General features: G+C 43.9%; 18 protein-coding genes and 2 tRNA genes. 3 read left to right on the forward strand and 17 right to left on the reverse strand.

Going from position 1 to position 21175, the window contains the following annotated elements:
* Positions 1–71 precede the first annotated feature (71 nt).
* The 16 genes from L8S15_RS04855 to rlmE form a co-directional block, all read right to left on the reverse strand.
* Positions 72–479, reverse strand: a complete 408-nt coding sequence (locus tag L8S15_RS04855) for a MarR family transcriptional regulator (protein WP_010436149.1) — start codon at positions 477–479, stop codon at positions 72–74.
* Between the two features lie 140 nt (positions 480–619).
* Complete coding sequence (gene nlpI, locus L8S15_RS04860; RefSeq protein WP_016791874.1) at positions 620–1552, reverse strand: lipoprotein NlpI; 933 nt, start codon at positions 1550–1552, stop codon at positions 620–622.
* Between the two features lie 124 nt (positions 1553–1676).
* Positions 1677–3797 carry a polyribonucleotide nucleotidyltransferase gene (pnp, locus tag L8S15_RS04865; protein WP_010436145.1) on the reverse strand — a complete coding sequence of 707 codons (2121 nt, stop codon included), beginning with the start codon at positions 3795–3797 and terminating at the stop codon, positions 1677–1679.
* 379 nt (positions 3798–4176) lie between these two features.
* Positions 4177–4446, reverse strand: coding sequence for a 30S ribosomal protein S15 (gene rpsO / locus L8S15_RS04870; RefSeq protein ID WP_010436144.1), 270 nt, complete (start codon positions 4444–4446; stop codon positions 4177–4179).
* Positions 4447–4664: 218 nt separating this feature from the next.
* Positions 4665–5618: a tRNA pseudouridine(55) synthase TruB gene (gene truB, locus L8S15_RS04875; protein ID WP_010436141.1), complete on the reverse strand. Its 954-nt coding sequence runs from the start codon at positions 5616–5618 to the stop codon at positions 4665–4667.
* Positions 5618–6031, reverse strand: coding sequence for a 30S ribosome-binding factor RbfA (gene rbfA, locus L8S15_RS04880; protein WP_010436137.1), 414 nt, complete (start codon positions 6029–6031; stop codon positions 5618–5620). The genes truB and rbfA overlap by 1 nt, the downstream gene beginning before the upstream one ends.
* Positions 6032–6165: 134 nt before the next feature.
* Positions 6166–8856, reverse strand: coding sequence for a translation initiation factor IF-2 (gene infB / locus L8S15_RS04885; protein ID WP_010436135.1), 2691 nt, complete (start codon positions 8854–8856; stop codon positions 6166–6168).
* A gap of 22 nt (positions 8857–8878) precedes the next feature.
* Positions 8879–10366 (reverse strand): transcription termination factor NusA, encoded by a 1488-nt coding sequence (nusA, locus tag L8S15_RS04890; RefSeq protein ID WP_010436132.1) that lies wholly within the window; start codon positions 10364–10366, stop codon positions 8879–8881.
* 35 nt (positions 10367–10401) lie between these two features.
* Complete coding sequence (gene rimP / locus L8S15_RS04895; protein ID WP_004738265.1) at positions 10402–10857, reverse strand: ribosome maturation factor RimP; 456 nt, start codon at positions 10855–10857, stop codon at positions 10402–10404.
* Positions 10858–11091: 234 nt separating this feature from the next.
* Positions 11092–11168, reverse strand: a tRNA-Met gene (locus tag L8S15_RS04900).
* 53 nt (positions 11169–11221) lie between these two features.
* Positions 11222–11306 (reverse strand) — tRNA-Leu (locus L8S15_RS04905).
* Positions 11307–11322: 16 nt separating this feature from the next.
* Positions 11323–11655, reverse strand: a complete 333-nt coding sequence (secG, locus tag L8S15_RS04910) for a preprotein translocase subunit SecG (protein ID WP_010436124.1) — start codon at positions 11653–11655, stop codon at positions 11323–11325.
* Positions 11656–11932: 277 nt separating this feature from the next.
* Positions 11933–13273, reverse strand: coding sequence for a phosphoglucosamine mutase (glmM, locus tag L8S15_RS04915; RefSeq protein WP_016790253.1), 1341 nt, complete (start codon positions 13271–13273; stop codon positions 11933–11935).
* Positions 13274–13294: 21 nt separating this feature from the next.
* Complete coding sequence (gene folP / locus L8S15_RS04920; protein ID WP_102421010.1) at positions 13295–14125, reverse strand: dihydropteroate synthase; 831 nt, start codon at positions 14123–14125, stop codon at positions 13295–13297.
* A gap of 88 nt (positions 14126–14213) precedes the next feature.
* Positions 14214–16178, reverse strand: a complete 1965-nt coding sequence (gene ftsH / locus L8S15_RS04925; protein ID WP_016767297.1) for an ATP-dependent zinc metalloprotease FtsH — start codon at positions 16176–16178, stop codon at positions 14214–14216.
* 107 nt (positions 16179–16285) lie between these two features.
* Positions 16286–16915, reverse strand: coding sequence for a 23S rRNA (uridine(2552)-2'-O)-methyltransferase RlmE (gene rlmE / locus L8S15_RS04930; protein WP_010436116.1), 630 nt, complete (start codon positions 16913–16915; stop codon positions 16286–16288).
* A 114-nt stretch (positions 16916–17029) separates the two neighbouring features.
* Here rlmE and yhbY point away from each other — a divergent pair, with 114 nt between their 5' ends.
* Entirely contained in the window at positions 17030–17326 is a 297-nt protein-coding gene (yhbY, locus tag L8S15_RS04935; protein WP_004734509.1) for a ribosome assembly RNA-binding protein YhbY, read from the forward strand.
* A gap of 150 nt (positions 17327–17476) precedes the next feature.
* Here yhbY and greA read toward each other — a convergent pair whose 3' ends face one another.
* Entirely contained in the window at positions 17477–17950 is a 474-nt protein-coding gene (greA, locus tag L8S15_RS04940; protein ID WP_010436111.1) for a transcription elongation factor GreA, read from the reverse strand.
* Between the two features lie 513 nt (positions 17951–18463).
* On the opposite strand from greA, the gene L8S15_RS04945 reads away from it, so the two are divergent.
* Together L8S15_RS04945 and dacB are read left to right on the forward strand one after the other, a co-directional pair.
* Positions 18464–19516, forward strand: coding sequence for a porin (locus L8S15_RS04945; protein WP_010436108.1), 1053 nt, complete (start codon positions 18464–18466; stop codon positions 19514–19516).
* A gap of 114 nt (positions 19517–19630) precedes the next feature.
* A complete protein-coding gene (dacB, locus tag L8S15_RS04950; RefSeq protein WP_016798221.1) occupies positions 19631–21064 on the forward strand; it encodes a serine-type D-Ala-D-Ala carboxypeptidase in 1434 nt (477 codons plus the stop codon).
* Positions 21065–21175: the final 111 nt, after the last annotated feature.

Here is a 21175-nt window from a genome sequence, read left to right on the forward strand (position 1 = left end):
CATTAGTGAGCCACCTATCAATATGACGCGACTCAAATTAGTTAACAAGGCTAACTAAATATCTAAATTGTTTACTTCAAAGCTTTGTATAACAGCTGGTTTAATTGTAAGGATTCCTGTTCAGACAAACGACTTTCTAATATTTGTGCCATTACCTGGTAGATCTTACTCTCTTCTTCCAACCCCACTTCTGCCTTATCGGTCAAAATGACCAATTTAGATCTCGCATCCTCAAGCGAAGCTTTGCGTTCGACGAGGCCTTTTCTTTCTAACCTTTGAACCATGGTAGTCGCTGAAGGTTTAGTAACCTGCATCTCAACCGCAAGATCTGTTAGCCTAATAGGTTCTGGCGACGCCTGAATGACCTTCAAATAATCGTACTCATTGAAGCTCAATTGACAGATAGGATCTTCATTAACTTGAGTTCGCCATATCTTAGAGGCGAAGCGTTCAATCTTTTCTAAATTCTGGTTCAGCATACTTACCCAATCAAAGCATTGCATTTAGTTAGCAAGGCTAACTATTTTAATGCTGTGTAATTAAAAAGCAATCGAAATGAAATAGGACATATAAAAAAACCGCTGACAGGCAGCGGCTTCTTAAATTTCTAATATGTATTTTATTTAGCTTTGGCTTCAGCTTCTGCCAGTTTAGCGGCTGCTAGTTTAGACTGCGCCAAATGTTCGGCTTTAAGCGTGCTAAAGATACGGCTTAACTCTAGGAATGAATAGCGATGTTCAACGTATTCATATACGTTAAAAGATACCGCTAGCTTATACAAAGAGATCGCATTCGCGTAATCACCATTCATGTGGTAGCGCTTAGCAAGGTAGAAGTAAGTCTCTGTTAGGCGCTGTGCAAGTAACGTGTTATCACGAGTACCCGTTAAGATCGCCTTAAAAGCCTGCTCTTCAGTAATATCGTCAAGCATGATCGCAACTAATACCCATCCCCACTGCTCATCACGGCTCTCGTAACGCTTTTGCAAATCAAGCTTGGCTTGCTCTGGAGTGAGTTCATGCTGAATGATGTAAAGCCACAGAGCGCGAAACGGATCGCTAGGATCATCGGCGTAGTGCTTCATCATCTCTTCATTGGCTAAATCATAGCGCTCGCCATAGTAGAGTGCGATAGAGCGATTTCGTTCTGCATATGAGTTTGCAGGATCAAGCTCTAACGTCGAATCAAAAGACTCATAAGCGGCATCAAACTCCCCTACTTGCGTAAAGTAAACACCCAAAAGGTTGAAGATATCAGGTTGAGCGGGGTTCAATGAAAGAGACTGATTGAAATCAAGACGTGCTAAATCACGCAGGCCAACGCTGTCGTAGTAGTTACCACGTTCAAACAGCATTTTAGCTCGAACTTCATCGTTCAGATCTGGGCGCTGTAATAACTGACTAAGGCGTGCAATTTGAACTTCTTGTTGAACACTTGGTTGCAGTGGCACTGCCATTGGTGGATAAACCCAACGAGAGGTGTTATCTGATGTTGTCGCACAACCAGTTAGTACAAGCAGTAAACACATACTCGCGGTTTGAAACCATTTCACAAATAATTACTCCTGTTATGACCGCAATAAAAAAGGGGAGCGATATGCTCCCCTTTATAACATGCTTTTTTACCAATGGGTTAGAAATCACTAAAAAGCGATATTCCCATCAATACGCTAAGAATTACTCAGCAGCAGGTGCTTCGCCTTCAGCTGGTGTTTCAACTGCTTCTTTCATGCTTAGACGTACACGGCCTTGACGGTCAATTTCAAGAACCTTAACAGGTACTTCTTGACCTTCAGTTAGGTAGTCAGACACTTTCTCAACGCGCTTGTCAGCGATTTGAGAGATGTGTACTAGACCATCTTTACCTGGAAGGATAGTAACGAATGCACCGAAGTCAGCTAGACGAGCAACTTTACCTTGGTAAATGCGGCCAACTTCAACTTCAGCAGTGATCTCTTCGATACGACGGATAGCTTCTTTAGCAGCTGCGCCTTCAGTAGCAGCAATCTTAATCGTGCCATCGTCTTCGATTTCGATTGTAGTACCTGTTTCTTCACAAAGAGCACGGATAACTGCGCCACCTTTACCGATAACATCTTTGATCTTATCAGAGCTGATTTTCATTGTGTGGATACGTGGAGCGAATTCAGAGATATCTTCACGAGCACCAGAGATAGCTTCATCCATTACAGAAAGGATGTGCTTACGTGCACCTTGCGCTTGGTTAAGAGCAATTTGCATGATCTCTTTAGTGATACCTTCGATCTTGATGTCCATTTGAAGTGCAGTGATACCAGCATTAGTACCTGCTACTTTAAAGTCCATGTCGCCTAGGTGATCTTCGTCGCCAAGAATGTCAGAAAGAACAACGAAATCGTCGCCTTCTTTAACAAGACCCATTGCGATACCCGCAACAGAAGCTTTGATTGGAACACCAGCATCCATAAGCGCTAGAGATGTACCACATACAGAAGCCATTGAAGAAGAACCGTTAGATTCTGTGATTTCCGATACAACACGAACTGTGTATGGGAATTCATCAACAGAAGGCATTACAGCTTGGATACCACGTTTAGCAAGCTTACCGTGACCAATTTCACGACGCTTAGGAGAACCAACGAAACCAGTTTCACCTACACAGTATGGAGGGAAGTTGTAGTGTAGAAGGAAGTTGTCTTTCTTCTCACCCATTAGGCTATCGATGATTTGTGCATCACGTTGTGTACCAAGCGTTGCAGTAACAAGTGCTTGAGTTTCACCACGAGTGAATAGAGAAGAACCGTGTGTACGTGGAAGAACACCAGTACGTACGTCTAGCGCACGAACCATGTCTTTTTCACGGCCATCGATACGTGGGTTGCCAGCAATGATGCGGCTACGTACTACGTTTTTCTCTAGAGAACCAAGCATGCCGCGGATTTCGCGCTCATCTAGGTTTTCGTCTTGTGCAATTAGAGTTTCAACAACGTCGTTCTTAATTGCGCCAACTTGCTCGTAACGAGCCATTTTCTCAGTGATCTGGTACGCGTCAGATAGACGAGTTTCAGCTTGCTCAGCAACTTTAGCTTTAAGCTCAGTGTTAACTGCTGGCGCTTCCCAGTTCCAAGATGGAGTTGCAACTTCAGCAGCAAACTCGTTGATCGCTTTAATTACAACTTGTTGTTGGTCGTGACCGAAAACAACAGCTGAAAGCATCTCTTCTTCAGATAGGTTATCTGCTTCAGATTCAACCATTAGCACTGCGCCTTCTGTACCAGACACAACTAGGTCTAGTTTAGAGTTTTCAAGCTCAGTATTTGATGGGTTAAGAACAAGTTCGCCATCGATGTGGCCAACACGTGCAGCACCGATAGGACCATTGAATGGTGCACCAGAGATAGCAAGTGCAGCAGACGTTGCGATCATAGTGATCATGTCTGGGTTTACGTCAGGGTTGATAGATACAACCGTAGCGATAACTTGAACTTCGTTTTTGAACGCACTTGGGAAAAGTGGGCGAATTGGACGGTCAATCAGACGAGCTGTTAGTGTTTCGCCTTCAGAAGGACGACCTTCACGCTTAAAGAAGCCACCAGGGATTTTACCCGCAGCGTATGTACGCTCTTGGTAGTTAACTGTTAGAGGGAAGAAATCTTGACCTGCAACAGCTTCTTTCTTAGCAACAACAGAAACGAATACTGATGTATCGTCCATAGTTGCCATTACAGCAGCAGTAGCTTGACGTGCGATTACGCCCGTTTCTAGAGTAACGGTGTGATTACCGTACTGGAACGATTTTACAACTGGTTTTTCAAACATTGTATATCCTTAGCTCTAAAGTCATGACTTTAGATTAAGTGAATAATGACTCAAGATATTACCAATCGCGACTAGTGAAAAGGGACTCGAGATAGTGCTTCTTTGTATGAATTCATACGCCGAATTAGGACCAAATCCGCCTTTGAATAGTCGCGACCTATTGGCCGACATCTGTGACTGTAATCTCTTGAGAAGGTTGATTGCCAAACGTGAAAACGCTATAGGCGGGCGTAGTATAAACTATTTTTATTAGGAGATATATTTCCTATCAGAAAAAGCCAGGTGATATTCTAAGCATCCGGTCTGCCATTTTCTTACAGGCACAAAAAAAGGAGCATAAATGCTCCTTTTCTTCAAACTGTCTTTGCAGACATCGCTATTAGCGACGTAGGCCTAGACGCTTGATTAGGTCTTGGTAACGAGCAAGGTTTTTGCCTTTCAAGTAATCAAGAAGCTTACGACGGCTAGAAACCATACGTAGTAGACCACGACGGCTGTGGTGATCGTGCTTGTGTGCTTTGAAGTGACCTTGTAGGTGGTTGATAGAAGCAGTAAGTAGTGCTACTTGTACTTCTGGTGAACCTGTGTCGCCTTCAGATTGTGCGTATTCTGCAACGATTGCTGCTTTAGTTTCTGCATTCAGAGACATAGTTCTCTCCTGATAAGAGTAAGTTTATATTTGTAGCAGCCAATCTCTGATTCAGCCGCTACGCGAGCCGAGGATTATAGGGAAGTTTATGAATTGGTGCAATAACAATCGAACGCCTTAAAACGAAAAAAGCGAACCACTGAATGAAAGGGCTCGCTTTCTTTATCAATTGTTGGCCCTTAAGGACGAACGACTAATATTCTGACTCGATTTAAACGCTACGCTTGTGGCTCTTCATCTCTGAAAACCACCAAGCGCTTAGGTGCAACTCGGCCATCTTCTGCAATCTGAGCAACGCCAACAAACAGCTTTTCTTCACCACTTGTCATACGAACCGTGCCTTCAGTTGGTGCACCAGAAACCTGAACTGGCATGCCGTGCTGAACTAGGTCAGTCAGTTCCGCGTTCAAATTCACTTCTGGTAAGTCTTCTACGGCAGTGTCCATTGGCATCAGAAGTGGATCAAGCAGCTCTTTTGGTGCTATTTCTTGCGCTTGTGCTTGCTCTAGGATCTCGTTTAACTGCTCCAAAGTCACCATACGTTCATAAGGGTACTTTGCTACACCAGTACGACGAAGCATTGTCACGTGAGCACCACAACCTAGCATTTCACCAAGGTCATCGGTAATTGTGCGAATGTAAGTGCCTTTCGAACAATGCACTTCCATTTCAACTTCATCACCTTCAAAGCGAAGCAATTCAATAGAGTACACAGTGATCTTACGAGACTCTCGAGGTACTTCAATACCTGCGCGAGCGTATTCGTACAAAGGCTTACCTTGATACTTCAATGCCGAGAACATTGATGGGATCTGGTCGGTTTCACCCTTAAAGCTTGCAATGCAACGTTCAAGTTGTTCTTGAGTCACATTCACTTCACGAGTTTCAACCACTTCACCATCAGAGTCAGAGGTGTTGGTACGCTCACCAAGCTTAGCGATTACTACGTAGCGCTTATCAGAATCTAGAAGAAACTGAGAAAACTTCGTTGCTTCACCAAGACAAATTGGCAGCATGCCAGTCGCAAGAGGATCCAGAGCACCTGTGTGCCCTGCCTTCTCTGCAAAGTAAATACGCTTTACTTTTTGCAGTGCATCATTAGATGAAATACCAGTAGGCTTATCTAACAGAATTACCCCGTTAATAGGGCGACCTTTACGACGGCGAGCCATTACTCTTCGTCCTTAGACTGAATTTCGTCAGTGCGGCCAGCTTCTTGCTGCTTACGCTTATCGTCGCTTAGAACTTCACTCACTAGGTTAGACATACGCATGCCTTCTACCAATGTGTTGTCGTAAGTAAAACGTACTTCAGGCGTTAGACGGTGGCGAATGCGCTTACCAAGAGCCATACGAACTGGCACTTCATGCTCTTTAAGAGCAGCAAGGCACGATTCAGGCGTTTGCTCGCCGATACATAGGAAAGTAACGAATACTTTTGCGTATGCAAGGTCACGAGACACTTCTACATCTGAGATCGTTACCATACCAATACGTGAGTCACGAACTTCACGTTGTAGGATAAGGGCAAGCTCTTTTTGAAGCTGCTGAGACACACGCTGTGTGCGGCTAAATTCTTTTGACATTTTCTTTTCTCACTTAGAAAGATGGGGGGCTTGGTAATTACCAGCCCCCCATGGTGTATTCAACAACCGATTACTTATTACCATTACTAGTAATGTTAGTAACCTTAGTCAATATGTCGAGTCGTACTGACTGATTAGTCTAGAGTACGTTTAACTTCAACAATTTCGAATACTTCGATCTGGTCACCAACGCGAACGTCGTTGTAGTTCTTAACGCCGACACCACACTCGTAACCATTTTTAACTTCTTGAACGTCATCTTTAAAGCGACGAAGTGACTCTAGTTCACCTTCGTAGATAACAACGTTTTCACGAAGTACACGGATTGGGTTGCTACGCTTAATTGTACCTTCAGTAACAATACAACCAGCGATTGCGCCAAGCTTAGGTGACTTAAATACGTCACGAACTTGTGCAAGACCAATGATCTCTTGACGGAATTCAGGAGCAAGCATACCGCCCATCGCCTGTTTAACTTCGTCAATCAGTTGGTAGATGATTGAGTAGTAACGTAGATCTAGGTTTTCGTTCTGAACCGTACTACGCGCAGTTGCGTCAGCACGAACGTTGAAACCAAGGATGATAGCGTTAGAAGCCGCTGCAAGCGTTGCATCAGTTTCAGTGATACCACCAACACCAGAGCCTACGATGTTCACTTTAACTTCGTCAGTTGACAGTTTCAGTAGAGAATCAGCAATCGCTTCTACAGAACCTTGAACGTCAGCTTTAAGTACAACGTTAAGTTCAGCAACTTCACCAGCCGTCATGTTCGCGAACATGTTCTCTAGTTTCGCTTTTTGTTGGCGAGCTAGTTTAACATCACGGAATTTACCTTGACGGTAGTTTGCAACTTCACGCGCTTTACGCTCATCACGTACAACAGTCGCTTCGTCACCTGAAGCAGGAACGCCAGAAAGACCTAGAATTTCTACAGGGATAGATGGACCTGCAGTTTCAATGTCTTTACCGTTTTCATCACGCATTGCACGAACACGACCGTACTCTTGACCACAAAGAACGATATCGCCTTTGTTTAGAGTACCAGACTGTACTAGTACTGTTGCAACTGGACCACGACCTTTATCAAGACGAGATTCAACAACAACACCAGATGCCATGCCTTCTTTAACTGCTGTAAGCTCAAGAACTTCAGACTGAAGAAGGATTGCTTCTAGAAGACCATCGATGTTTGTACCCTGTTTTGCAGAGATGTGAACGAAGATGTTCTCGCCGCCCCATTCTTCAGGGATAACGTCGTATTGAGCTAGCTCATTCTTAACGTTGTCTGGGTTTGCACCCTCTTTATCGATCTTGTTCACAGCAACAATCAGAGGAACACCTGCCGCTTTCGCGTGCTGGATTGCTTCGATTGTTTGTGGCATTACGCCATCGTCTGCTGCTACTACTAGGACAACGATATCTGTCGCTTGAGCACCACGAGCACGCATAGCGGTAAACGCCGCGTGTCCAGGAGTATCAAGGAACGTGATCATGCCGTTATCAGTATCTACGTGGTAAGCACCAATGTGCTGCGTGATACCGCCAGCTTCGCCAGAAGCAACGTGTGCTTTACGAATGTAATCAAGTGTTGAAGTTTTACCGTGGTCAACGTGACCCATGATAGTAACAACAGGAGCACGACCTTCAGCCGTTGCATTGTTGTCACGGTCAGCTAGTACCGCTTCTTCAAGTTCGTTTTCTTTACGTAGGATAACCTTGTGGCCCATTTCTTCAGCAACAAGTTGTGCTGTTTCTTGGTCAATCACTTGGTTGATAGTCGCCATAGCGCCCATCTTCATCATTACTTTGATAACTTCAGTTGCTTTAACTGACATTTTGCTCGCCAGTTCAGAAACAACGATAGTTTCGCCGATAGCAACGTCAGATTTAGCAACCGTCGCTGACTTATCGAAGCCTTGCTGCATTGAAGTTGGTTTAGCAAGCTTACCTTTACCGCCACGACCACGTTGGTTACGACCGCCACGATTGTTTGCTGGTTGGTTAGCAGGAGCTGCTTTCTTCTTGCGACGACGAGGGGCTTTCTCGTCTTTCTTATCTGCCGCATCTTCAGCTTCACGAGCGTAAGTAGAAGTAGTTACATGGTAATCCGCAGATTTCTCTTGCTCTTTCTTCTTCTTCTCTTCTTCAGACCAACGTTCTTGGTTCTCTTCAGCTAACTTACGAGCTTCTTCAACAAGCTTAGCTGCTTCAGCTTCTGCTTTACGAGTTGCTTCTTGCTCTTGACGAGCTTTAAGTTCATCCGCTTCTTTTTTCGCTTGTGCGTTAGCGTCTGCATTTTTTGAATTCATGTCTTTTTTAGCCTTTTCAGCTTGTGCGCGTTGAGCCTTCTCTTCAGCATCACGTTTTGCATCCGCTTCACGTGTTACTTTTTCTTCGGCTTCGCGCTGTGCTTTCTCTGCAGCATCACGTTTCGCTTGCTCTTCAGCATCGCGTTGTGCTTTCTCTTCCGCTTCACGATTAGCTAGTTCCTCAGCTTCACGTTTAGCTTCATCTTCAATAGTGCTGCGCTTCACGTAAGTACGTTTTTTACGTACCTCTACTTGAACATCCTTACTCTTACCGCCTCCAGCAGCAACACTTAACGTGCTGCGGGTCTTGCGCTGAAGAGTTAAACGAGTCGGTTCTGTTTCACCAGAAGTATCACCATGCTCCTTTTTTAGGTGCGTTAGCAATGTTTGCTTCTCTGAATCAGTCACTTGATCCGACCCTGATTTCTTCATGCCTGCATCAGCAAGTTGTTCAATTAAGCGGTCAACTGGCGTACCAATCTCTTCACTCAGTGCTTTAACTGTTAATTGTGTCATACCGCTTTCTCTCCTTGCTGAATTATTCTTCGTCGCCGAACCAACAGATGTTACGCGCAGCCATAATTAGCTCGCCTGCACGCTCTGCAGTTAGGTCTTCGATGCCTTCTAGTTCATCAACGCCTTGGTCAGCTAGGTCTTCCAATGTCGCAACGCCTTTTGCTGCTAGCTTGTAAGCCATTTCACGCTCAAGACCTTCAAGTGCAAGTAAGTCTTCAGCAGGCTCAACACCGTCGAAAGTTTCTTCTTTCGCTAGCGCTAGAGTAGTCAGTGCGTCTTTTGCGCGGTTACGTAGTTCTTCAACGATACCTTCGTCTAGACCGTCTACTTCAAGAAGCTCGTTCACAGGAACGTATGCTACTTCTTCAAGCGTAGAGAAGCCTTCTTCAACAAGCATTTGAGCAAAGTCTTCTTCGATGTCTAGGTGCTTCATGAAGTTTTCAATAGAAGCAACAGCTTCTTCTTGGTGCTTCTTCTCGAGATCAGCAACAGTCATCACGTTCAGTTCCCAACCAGTTAGTTGAGAAGCTAGACGTACGTTTTGACCACTACGTCCAATCGCTTGTGCTAGGTTATCCGCTTCAACAGCGATATCCATAGAGTGTGCATCTTCATCAACGATGATAGATGCAACGTCAGCAGGAGCCATAGCGTTGATTACGAATTGAGCCGGGTTATCGTCCCAAAGAACTATATCGATACGCTCACCGCCAAGATCGTTAGAAACAGCTTGTACACGAGCACCACGCATACCAACACACGCACCAACAGGATCGATACGTTTGTCGTTTGTTTTCACAGCGATTTTAGCACGAGAACCAGCGTCACGTGCAGCACCTTTAAGTTCAATTAGCTCTTCACCAATCTCAGGCACTTCAACACGGAATAACTCAGCTAGCATTTCTGGCTTCGAACGAGTAACAAAAAGCTGGAAACCACGAGCTTCTGGTTTAACTGCGTAAAGAAGACCACGAACACGGTCACCTGGACGGAAGTTTTCACGAGGAAGTTGGTCATCACGAAGGATTACCGCTTCAGCGTTGTTACCTAGGTCTAGAATAACGGTATCACGGTTAACTTTCTTAACTGCACCAGTTACTAGCTCGCCTTCGTTATCAATAAACTGTTCAACGATTTGAGCGCGTTCAGCTTCACGTACTTTCTGTACGATAACTTGCTTAGCCGTTTGAGTCGTAATACGGTCAAACGTTACTGATTCGATATCATCTTCAATGAAACCGCCAAGTTCGATCTCTGGGTCATCGTACTTTGCAGCTTCAATAGAGATTTCTTTTGTTGGGAATTCAACTTCCTCAACAGCTTCCCAACGACGGAAAGTTTCGAAATCACCCGTTTTACGGTCGATTTCAACACGAACTTCGATTTCTAATTCGCTTTTCTTTTTTGTTGCCGTTGCAAGCGCGATTTCAAGCGCTTCAAAAATACGCTCACGAGGAACTGCTTTCTCATTAGAAACAGCTTCTACTACCGCCAAAATTTCTTTGTTCATTAATCTAGCCTCTTAAGCTCTTCTCTCTAGGAGAACTAAAATTTAGGGATCAGGTTAGCTTTCGCAATATTGCTAAGGACGAATTCTTCTTCTTGTCCTTCAACCAATACTTTTACTGTCTCGCCTTCGATAGATTGGATATCACCTTTCCATTTACGACGGTTGCCGACAGCCATTTTCAAAACGATGCTTACCTCGTGACCAATAAATTGTTGGTAATGCTCTGCTTTGAACAGTGGTCTCTCTAAACCTGGTGAAGACACTTCAAGGTTATAAGCCACTGAAATTGGATCTTCAACGTCCATTACGGCACTTACTTGGTGACTAACTTCAGCGCAATCATCTACATTGATACCATTTGGTGAATCGATGTAAATACGTAGCGTTGAGTGCTCACCAGCACGAATAAATTCTAATCCAACTAACTCATAACCCGATGCTGCTACTGGAGCGTCAAGCATTTCAGTAAGTTGTCTTTCTAAACCAGTCATTTAACCACTCCAGAAACAAAAAAAGGGCTCAAAGCCCAATTTAAATTCCAAGCAAACATTATCTAAACGCATTTACAAATGCTTAGATAACAAAAAACCCCGTATAAGCCGGGGTTTTTGTTGCTGGACCCTTATATGTTAAGTGCCATCATATTTGATATCACACTTAACTCACAGTGAGGTTCACACTGTGCAAACTTGCTACCAATACAAGCTATATAATAGCATTGAAATTGGTTGCGGGAGCCGGATTTGAACCGACGACCTTCGGGTTATGAGCCCGACGAGCTACCAAACTGCTCCATCCCGCGTCCGACTTGCGAGCATTATACGCCCAACAAGATGTTTTACAAGTTTGTAAACATGGTGCCGAGAGAGGGACTCGAACCCTCACACCCTAAGGCACTAGCACCTCATGCTAGCGTGTCTACCAATTTCACCATCTCGGCATCAAATCTTTACAGCTTATTGTGGAATTTCGTCGCCTTGCGCCGGAATTTCACTCGCTGCATCATCAGCTTGCTGAATTACCTGACCTTGAGTCGGGTCAATCCATTGTGACTCAGTCTTATGTGTAGACATATTACCAAGCACTAAGCTAAGGATAAAAAATGTAGTTGCAAAAACTGCAGTCATTCGGGTAAGGAAATTTCCTGAGCCACCAGCACCAAACACAGTGTTTGAAGCGCCAGCACCGAAAGAGGCTCCCATATCTGCGCCTTTACCTTGTTGAATCAACACTAGGCCAATTACACCAAGCGCTGCCAACAGGTAAATCACAAGTAGAACTGTAAACATTTTTCCACCTATGTTCCTAATTGTTGAGCCAGCGCCGTTCAAAAAACTATTTTTAAGAACAAGGCTAGCGACCTCCTAACTGAAGGCCGAGCAATACTAGCGAATGAGGCGATGGCTGACAAGGAGAATTTGCTAAAAAATAAGCCTTTACCAAGTGAGTGGTCAAAAAAAGGTCAAAAGCGACACAAAACTCATTTTCGCCTCTTTTGACCGTTCTGTAACTCAACCAATCCTAATAACAGGTACATATCATTGCACCTGCTAAATAAAGACTAAATTAGCAGTTTGCTTTTACTGCATCAGCAATTTTAAGTGCCGAAGATTGAACTAACTCAGCGTCTTCGCCTTCTACCATTACGCGCAATAGTGGCTCTGTGCCAGATTTACGTAATAGCACACGGCCTTTCTCGCCAAGTTCCGCTTCCACTTCAACCACAGCCGCTTTAACCGCCTCTGCTTCTAGTGGGTTTGAATCTCCGCTGAAGCGAACATTTTCTAGGACTTGAGGGTATAACGTCATACCTTGAGAAAGTTCATTCAATGTCATTTCACTATCGACTACCGAAGCCAAAACTTGCAGAGCAGCAACAATAGCATCGCCCGTCGTTACTTTGTCTAATAGGATAACGTGACCCGAATTTTCTGCACCGATCTTCCAGCCTTTAGCAAGAAGTTGCTCCATTACGTAACGGTCACCAACAGCAGCGCGAACAAACGGAATACCTAACTGCTTAAGGCCGTTTTCCATACCAAGGTTCGTCATTAGTGTACCAACTACGCCACCTTTCAATTCACCACGACGCAGTGCATCACGAGCAATGATGTAAGCGATCTGGTCGCCATCAACCTTGTTCCCTAGCTCATCAACCATGATGATACGATCACCATCACCATCAAAACCAAGGCCTAACGCTGCATTTTCTGCAAGCACTTTCGCTTGCAGAGCACGTACATCCGTTGCGCCTACTTCGTGGTTGATGTTAGTACCATTTGGCTCAACACCAATCGCAATAACTTCAGCTCCTAGCTCTCTGAATACAGCGGGAGCAATGTGGTAAGTCGCACCATGGGCACAATCAACAACAATCTTCATTCCTGCAAGCGTCATCTGATTTGGGAACGTGCTTTTACAAAACTCAATATAACGGCCAGCCGCATCGTTTAAACGTACCGCCTTACCAAGTTCAAATGAATCAACACATTCGATGTCTTTATCCAGTTCCGCTTCAATCGCTAGCTCGATATCGTCTGGCAATTTAGTCCCCTCTGAAGAGAAAAACTTGATGCCATTATCGTAGTAAGGATTATGCGATGCAGAGATAACAATCCCCGCCTCAGCACGGAAAGTTTGCGTTAGATAAGCAACAGCCGGTGTCGGCATTGGCCCCGTAAACGTAGCCTGAAGACCCGCAGCAGCTAAGCCAGCTTCTAAAGCAGACTCAAGCATGTAGCCAGAGATGCGAGTATCTTTACCGATAATCACTTTCTTTGTGCCTTGTTTAGCAAGAACACGACCCGCAGCCCAGCCAAGCTTCAGAACAAAATCAGGTGTAATCGGGTACTGGCCTACTTTGCCACGCACACCATCAGTGCCGAAGTAACGTCTTTTATCAGACATGTTGATTTTCCTTAATTATGATTAGTGATTGTTATTCATCACTTCGATTATCTTCATCGCTTCCAACGTATCTTCGACGTCATGAACACGAATAATTTGTGCACCTTTCATTGCTGCAATGGTCGCACAAGTAACACTGGCGACCATGCAGTCCGCAGGAGCTTTGTCTAATAGCTTAAAAATCATCGATTTTCTCGACATCCCCGCCAAGACAGGTAACCCAAGCGTGTGAAATTTTTCAAGGTGCGCTAATAGGCGGTAATTATGCTCAATGGTTTTACCAAAACCAAAACCGGGATCCAGAATCAACTGCTCTTTTGATATCCCTACAGCCTCACAAGCTTCAACCCTTTCTTGTAAGAAAGCTTCTACATCCGTTAGAACATCGTCGTAACTAGGATTCGCTTGCATAGTTCTTGGCTGACCTTTCATGTGCATCAGGCAAACCGGAACCTTCGCATCAGCGGCAGCTTCTAAAGCACCGGGCTCTTGTAAAGCTCGCACATCATTGATCAAATCAGCACCAGCTTCAACCGCTTGACGCATCACTTCAGCTTTACTGGTATCGATAGAAATCCAGACATCAAATCTAGCTCGAATAGCTTTAATAGCAGGAATAACTCGAGATAATTCTTCTTCTAAGGCAACCTCAGGAGCGCCAGGACGAGTCGACTCACCACCAATGTCAATGATGCTAACACCAGCTTGAATCATTCGTTTAGCTTGTAACAAAGCATTGTCTAATGAACTAAATTTACCACCATCAGAGAAAGAGTCAGGCGTGACATTGAGAATACCCATTACATGTGGGCGGTCTAAAACGAGCGTTTTATTGTGTGCTTTTAATATCATGGAAGGCTGGTCTTAAAGGTAAAAACATCTTGGGCTAGAAACAGAAAAACCCTGAGCGTACTCAGGGTTTTAATTTAAAGCTTAGCGATTAAGAATCTTTGTTTTGAGCATCATCTGATTCAGATTTAACTTCTTCAACTTTCGATTCTTCAGCTTTTGGTTCGGCTGCTTCTTCTGATTTCGCTTCAGGTTTAGCTTCTTCCTTTGCAGGTTCTGCTTTCGCCTGGTCACCCCAACCAGCAGGCTCGCGAATGTCGTCTTTACGTTCCATCAGGTCATCAATCTGACCAGCATCAATCGTTTCAAACTTCATTAGTGCATCTTTCATCGAGTGCATGATATCCATGTTCTCTTCGAGAATTTGCTTCGCACGAGCGTAGTTGCGGTCGATTAAGATACGAATTTCTTCATCGATCAACTTAGTTGTATCGTCAGAAACATGTTTCGCTTGGCTCATGCCACGACCTAGGAAAACTTCGCCTTCTTCTTCAGCATATAAAAGAGGACCCAGTTTTTCAGAGAAGCCCCACTGCGTGACCATCTTACGAGCAATATCAGTTGCACGTTCGATATCGTTAGACGCACCAGTCGAAACTTTGTCTTTACCGTAGATAAGTTCTTCAGCAAGACGACCACCGTACAAGCTAGAGATCATTGATTCTAGATGTTGGCGAGACATACTTACGCGGTCTTGCTCAGGTAGGTACATAGTTACACCAAGCGCGCGACCACGTGGAATGATTGAAACCTTGTACACTGGATCGTGTTCTGGTACCAAACGACCAACAATTGCGTGACCCGCTTCGTGGTAAGCCGTTGACTCTTTCACTTCTTCAGACATCACCATCGAACGGCGCTCAGCACCCATCATGATTTTGTCTTTCGCAAGTTCAAACTCGACCATCGAAACATTTCGCTTGTTACCACGAGCAGCAAACAGCGCCGCTTCGTTCACAAGGTTGGCAAGATCTGCACCAGAGAAGCCTGGAGTACCACGAGCAATCAGAGATGGTTCAACATCACCCGACAGTGGAACTTTACGCATGTGTACTTTAAGAATCTGTTCACGACCACGTACATCAGGCAGACCAACCACAACTTGGCGGTCAAAACGACCAGGACGAAGTAATGCAGGGTCTAGTACGTCTGGACGGTTAGTTGCAGCGATAACGATAATACCTTCGTTACCTTCGAAACCATCCATCTCAACCAGCATTTGGTTAAGTGTTTGTTCACGTTCATCGTGACCACCACCAACACCAGCACCACGTTGACGACCTACAGCATCGATTTCATCGATAAAGATGATACAAGGTGCTGCTTTTTTCGCTTGCTCGAACATGTCACGCACACGAGATGCACCAACACCAACAAACATTTCAACGAAATCAGAACCTGAGATAGTAAAGAACGGTACTTTCGCTTCACCAGCAATCGCTTTTGCAAGCAACGTTTTACCAGTACCAGGAGGACCAACCAACAGGATACCTGTAGGAATCTTACCACCTAGCTTTTGGAAACGACTAGGGTCGCGAAGGTAATCAACCAGCTCTTTAACGTCTTCTTTTGCTTCGTCACAACCAGCAACATCCGCAAACATCGTTTTAATTTGTTCTTCGCTCATCATACGAGCTTTGCTCTTACCAAAAGACATAGCGCCTTTACCGCCGCCACCGCCTTGCATTTGACGCATGAAGAAAATCCACACACCAATTAGTAAGATCATAGGGAACCAAGAGATGAAGATAGTGCCGAGTAAGCTCTGCTCTTCAGGTGGTGTACCCTGAACTTTTACGTTTTGATTAATTAAGTCATCAAGTAGCTTTTGATCATAAACAGGCATGTAAGTTACATACTTAGAACCACCGCCACGACGTGTGAAGGTAATTTCGCTGTTATTGAACTGTGCGTCTTGAATCTGGCCTTGGCCAACTTCCTGTACAAACGTGGTGTAATCTACTGCTCTGCCGTTGCTTTCCCCAGGGCCGAAGCTCTGGAATACCGACATCAACACTACCGCGATAACAAGCCACAGAATTAAATTTTTTGCCATGTCACTCAAGGTGTAAGCCTCTCGATAACTAATTGTAATTAAAGGTAGGGTACTACAGTTTGTAACCTGTAGCCATGTTGTTAACTCTCACTCTTGGAAGAGAATCGTTAACCTTTGTAACCAGTGGCTACGATGAACACTTCACGAGATCGAGCTCGAGAAGAGTCGGGTTTTCTAACTTTGACTGTTTTAAACATCTCACGGACGTCCTTAACATATTGGTCAAAGCCTTCGCCTTGGAATACTTTTACAACAAAACTACCATTGGTAGCTAGAACTTGTCGACACATATCCAAAGCTAATTCAACTAAATACATAGCTCTTGGCTGATCTACAGAATTATTGCCTGCTATATTAGGTGCCATATCAGACATCACCACATCAACCATGTTGGGTTGTATACGTTCCAACAAGGCATCTAGAACAGCTTCTTCCCGGAAATCACCTTGTAAAAAGCTAACTCCGGCAATCGGGTCCATTGGTAACAAGTCACACGCGATGATTTGTCCGTTGTCGCCAATAATCTTAGCAGCATATTGAGACCAACCGCCAGGCGCTGCGCCCAGATCCACAATGGTCATCCCAGGAGACAGCAATTTATCTTTAGATTGAATCTCTTCCATTTTGAAATAAGCACGTGAACGATAACCTTTCTTTCTTGCTTCGTTTGCGTACTTGTCGTCGAAGTGTTCCTTCAACCAACGACCTGAACTGGCCGAGTGTTTCTGTTTGCTCATTGGATACCTAAATTGGAGGAAAGTACTAATTGCTGAATAAATTATAGTCTTCAGCTTTAGATGGCGTTAAAATAGGTTTTTTCAACCCTAATACTAAATAAAATTGGCCGCGTAATGAACCTAAGTACCAAACAAAAGCAGCATCTAAAGGGCCTAGCTCACAGTTTAAAACCTGTAGTGCTAATGGGCGCAAATGGACTTACTGAAGCTGTTCTAGCGGAAATCGAATTAGCTCTAGACCACCACGAACTGATCAAGATTAAAGTTGCATCAGAAGACCGTGAGACTAAACAACTGATTATCGATGCAATTGTACGTGAATCTAAAGCTGAAAAAGTACAAACTATCGGTAAAGTTCTTGTACTGTTCCGTCAGTCAGAAGCACGTAAAATCGAGATTCCACGCAAATAAGCTAGTTTGACTTCAAGCTAGCTCCGCAATAACGCAATAACGCAATAACGCAATAAGAAAGCCATAGTGCTTATCTTTTAGTGTAGCGTGAGAAACGAAAAAGGTCGCATTAAGCGACCTTTTTACTTATCAGAAACAAAGCAAATTCAATTAGATGTATTCTACTTTGTCGATTTCGAAGTCTTTATCACCGCCAGGGGTAGAAATATGAACTTCGTCACCTTCCATCTTACCGATCAAACCGCGAGCAATAGGTGATTTAACTGAAATACGACCGGTTTTGATATCGGCTTCATCTTCAGAAACAATTTGGTAACGGAATTCATCATCAGTATCCACATCAACCAAAGTCACTGTCGTACCAAAGATGATCTTACCTGTGTTATCCATCTGGGTTACATCGATGATCTGAGCCAGTGATAATTTGTATTCGATATCTCGAATTTGAGCTTCACAGATACCCTGCTCTTCACGAGCTGCGTGGTATTCAGCATTCTCTTTCAAGTCACCTAGTTCACGTGCTTCACCAATAGCTGCTGAGATAACAGGGCGTAGCTTAAGTAGGCGATCTAATTCGTCACGTAGCTGCTGAGCGCCACGTACTGTCATTGGAACCTTTTCCATTTTTTACCTCTATGCCAAAGCTTTCTTTGACCAACATAAATTCACCCAACATCTTTATTAGGTGATAGAAACAAAACAATTTGGCTTAGTGTAAACAAACTTGATAGCTAAATCACCTTTATTCCACTTTGCGTTATAAAAGCTTTATCTAGGTCTAAATTACAGACATCACAGAAATGAATAATAACCTCCTCATCAATAAATCACCGACCAAATACCTAAAAAAAACAAAAACAAACCAAATAAATACAGATCACACTTTTATAAAAAAACATTAAAAACAAAAACTTAAACAACAGTAAATATAATAAAACAGTGTTCACAATTTTTATTGATATCATTTTACTAACTAGCTATGGAACTTTAGGGGTAAAAAGTAACTCATGGATTGCACTGGCATTTTTTAGACTTCTGTTCTAATCATGGTTATGAAGCTTGATTAATACAGGCAATACACAAAAGGGTTCAAATCCTTGATAAAACTTCTATGGACAGTAATTAGGAAATAATAACATGAACAAGACTATGATCGCGCTTGCTGTATCTGCTGCAGCTCTTGCTACTAACGCTGTAGCAGCCGACGGTAAACAAGCTGGTGGTATTGACGGTACTTCTGTATACAGCTCAAACGGCACTTCTCTAGAGATCGGTGGTCGTGCGGAAGCTCGTCTATCTCTAAAAGATGGCAAAGCTGAAGACAAAACTCGTGTACGTCTTAACTTCCTAGGTAAAGTTGAAATCCAAGACGGCCTATACGGTGTTGGTTTCTACGAAGGCGAATTCACAACGGCTGAAAACGGCGGTTCTACTGATAACAACGACGGCGACATCACTAACCGTTACACATACGCTGGTATCGGCGGTGACTTCGGTGAAGTTACTTACGGTAAAAACGACGGTGCGCTAGGCGTAATCACAGACTTCACGGATATCATGTCTTACCACGGTAACTCTGCTGCAATGAAAATTGCTGTAGCAGATCGTTCAGACAACATGGTTTCATACAAAGGTCAATTCCAAGACCTAGGCGTAAAAGCAAGCTACCGTTTTGCTGACCGTCAAGAAGGTGTTGTTAATGGTTGTAACATCGGTGAGTACTGTGACAACGACGCTGATGGCTACTCTCTATCTGGTATCTACGCTATCGGCGACTCTGGCTTTAAGCTAGGTGCTGGTTACGCAGACCAAGCTGACCAAAACGAATACATGCTAGCAGCTTCTTTCCGTACTGAAGCGCTATACTTTGCTGGTACGTTCACAGATGGTGAACTAGCGAAGAAAGACGGTGACTACACAGGTTACGAATTCGCAACTGCGTACACGCTAGATAAGACTGCATTCACGCTAACGTACAACAACGCAGAAACAGATGGTGATACATCTGCTGACAACGTTGCAATCGATGCTACTTACTACTTCAAGCCTAACTTCCGTACGTACATTTCGTACAACTTCAACCTTATCTCTGAAGGTGACAAGTTCGGTAATGCTGACGGTGTAAACTTTGGCGCTACTAAAGTACAAGCTGAAGACGAGCTAGCTCTAGGTCTACGTTACGACTTCTAATTCTGATTATCTAATTGATTAATTAGTTAATTGAGAATCAAAACGCCCGCTCTCTAGCGGGCGTTTTTTATATCTGTATACTAAAAACATCAGCCATCCAAGAAAAAATCTTCTATGCGCCTTCTATCCACTCTACTTCTATGTGGCTTATCACTTGGTAGTTACTCACTTACCACTTTCGCCTACGCCCCTTTAAATAAACTGCCTGATGGCAGTAGCACAAGTCTAATCTTGGAATCCTTGAGTGGTGATTCAAATGAAATAAGCATCAACATTGATGGTTTTTATCCACCAGCCAGCACCTTAAAACTGGTCACCGCTTTGGCAGCAAAGTTGGAATTGGGGGATGACTTTCACTATACGACCAGCATAGCTCGTTCTAATAAAGATGTTGTGATCTCATTCAGCGGTGACCCAACGCTACAACGAGAGCAGTTAAAAAGGCTTTTAGCTCAATATGCTAAATCACAATCTAAAACTATTAACGGTAACCTGTATCTCGATAACTCAGCTTATACGGGCTATCAACGAGCGGTGGGGTGGCCTTGGGACATTCTAGGCGTTTGTTACAGCGCACCTTCTAGCGCGATGACGTTAGACAGTAACTGCGCACAAGCCTCTATTTATACAAAAGATAACGGCAGCACTCGAGTCTATATTCCCGCCCACTATCCGATAGACGTGACAACCATCGCAACCACCGTAACTCGCTCAGGGCAGAAGGCGACACAATGCGACTTAGAGCTCATTACCACTCCAGACAACGCTTACAAGCTCTCTGGTTGCTTAGTAGAGCGTAAGAAACCACTACCACTCAAGTTTGCGATTCAAAACCCCGAGCTTTATACCTATCAAGTCGTGACCTCACTGCTTAAAGAGCTGAAAATCCAAGTTAAAGGCGATGTGATTGTTGGTAAAAAAGCTAAAGCAGACAAAACTACGTTAGTCGCGAGCCACCATTCTGAAAAGCTTCCTGAACTGCTCGATACCATGTTGAAGAAATCAGACAACCTAATCGCAGACAACCTGACCAAAACACTGGGTGCAACGTTTTATGTCCAGCCTGGTAGTTTCAATAACGGCACCGAAGCGATAAAACAGATATTACTGACCAAGGCCAACATTGACCTAAACAAAGCACAGTTGGTTGATGGCTCAGGGTTATCGAGGAATAATCGCATGACCTCGCAAACTATGGCTCAGGTTCTGCGTTACATCTGGGATAACGACAAACAGCTCAACCTGATTGAGGCTATGCCTATATCTGGCACTAATGGAACGCTCAAGTACCGTCAGAGTATGAGAAAAGCACCAATCCAAGGTAATATTATTGCGAAAAGTGGGTCTTTGTACGGTAGCTACAACATGGCAGGTTTTGGTTTAGATAAAGCGGGCAATCCAAACTCTCTGTTTGTACAGTTTGTCCGTGATTACTTCCCTAAAGAGCAAGATCCAGAAAAACCTGTAGAAGCACCAATCACCCAGTTTGAACGAGCTTTCTACAAAGGTGTGGTCGAATTCAGTCAAACACAAAGCAAATCTAAGTAATGTTTAGCTCTCTGTAAGCTTCTACTTAAACAATAAAAATGGCGCTGAAGATCGTATGATCTTCAGCGCCATTTTTGTTTCTAAGGTGTTTTTAGCTATTTTTATAGGTGC

The sequence above is a fragment of the Vibrio sp. S/42/10 genome, from assembly GCF_029890535.1.
GTDB classification, from domain to species: Bacteria; Pseudomonadota; Gammaproteobacteria; order Enterobacterales; family Vibrionaceae; genus Vibrio; species Vibrio cyclitrophicus.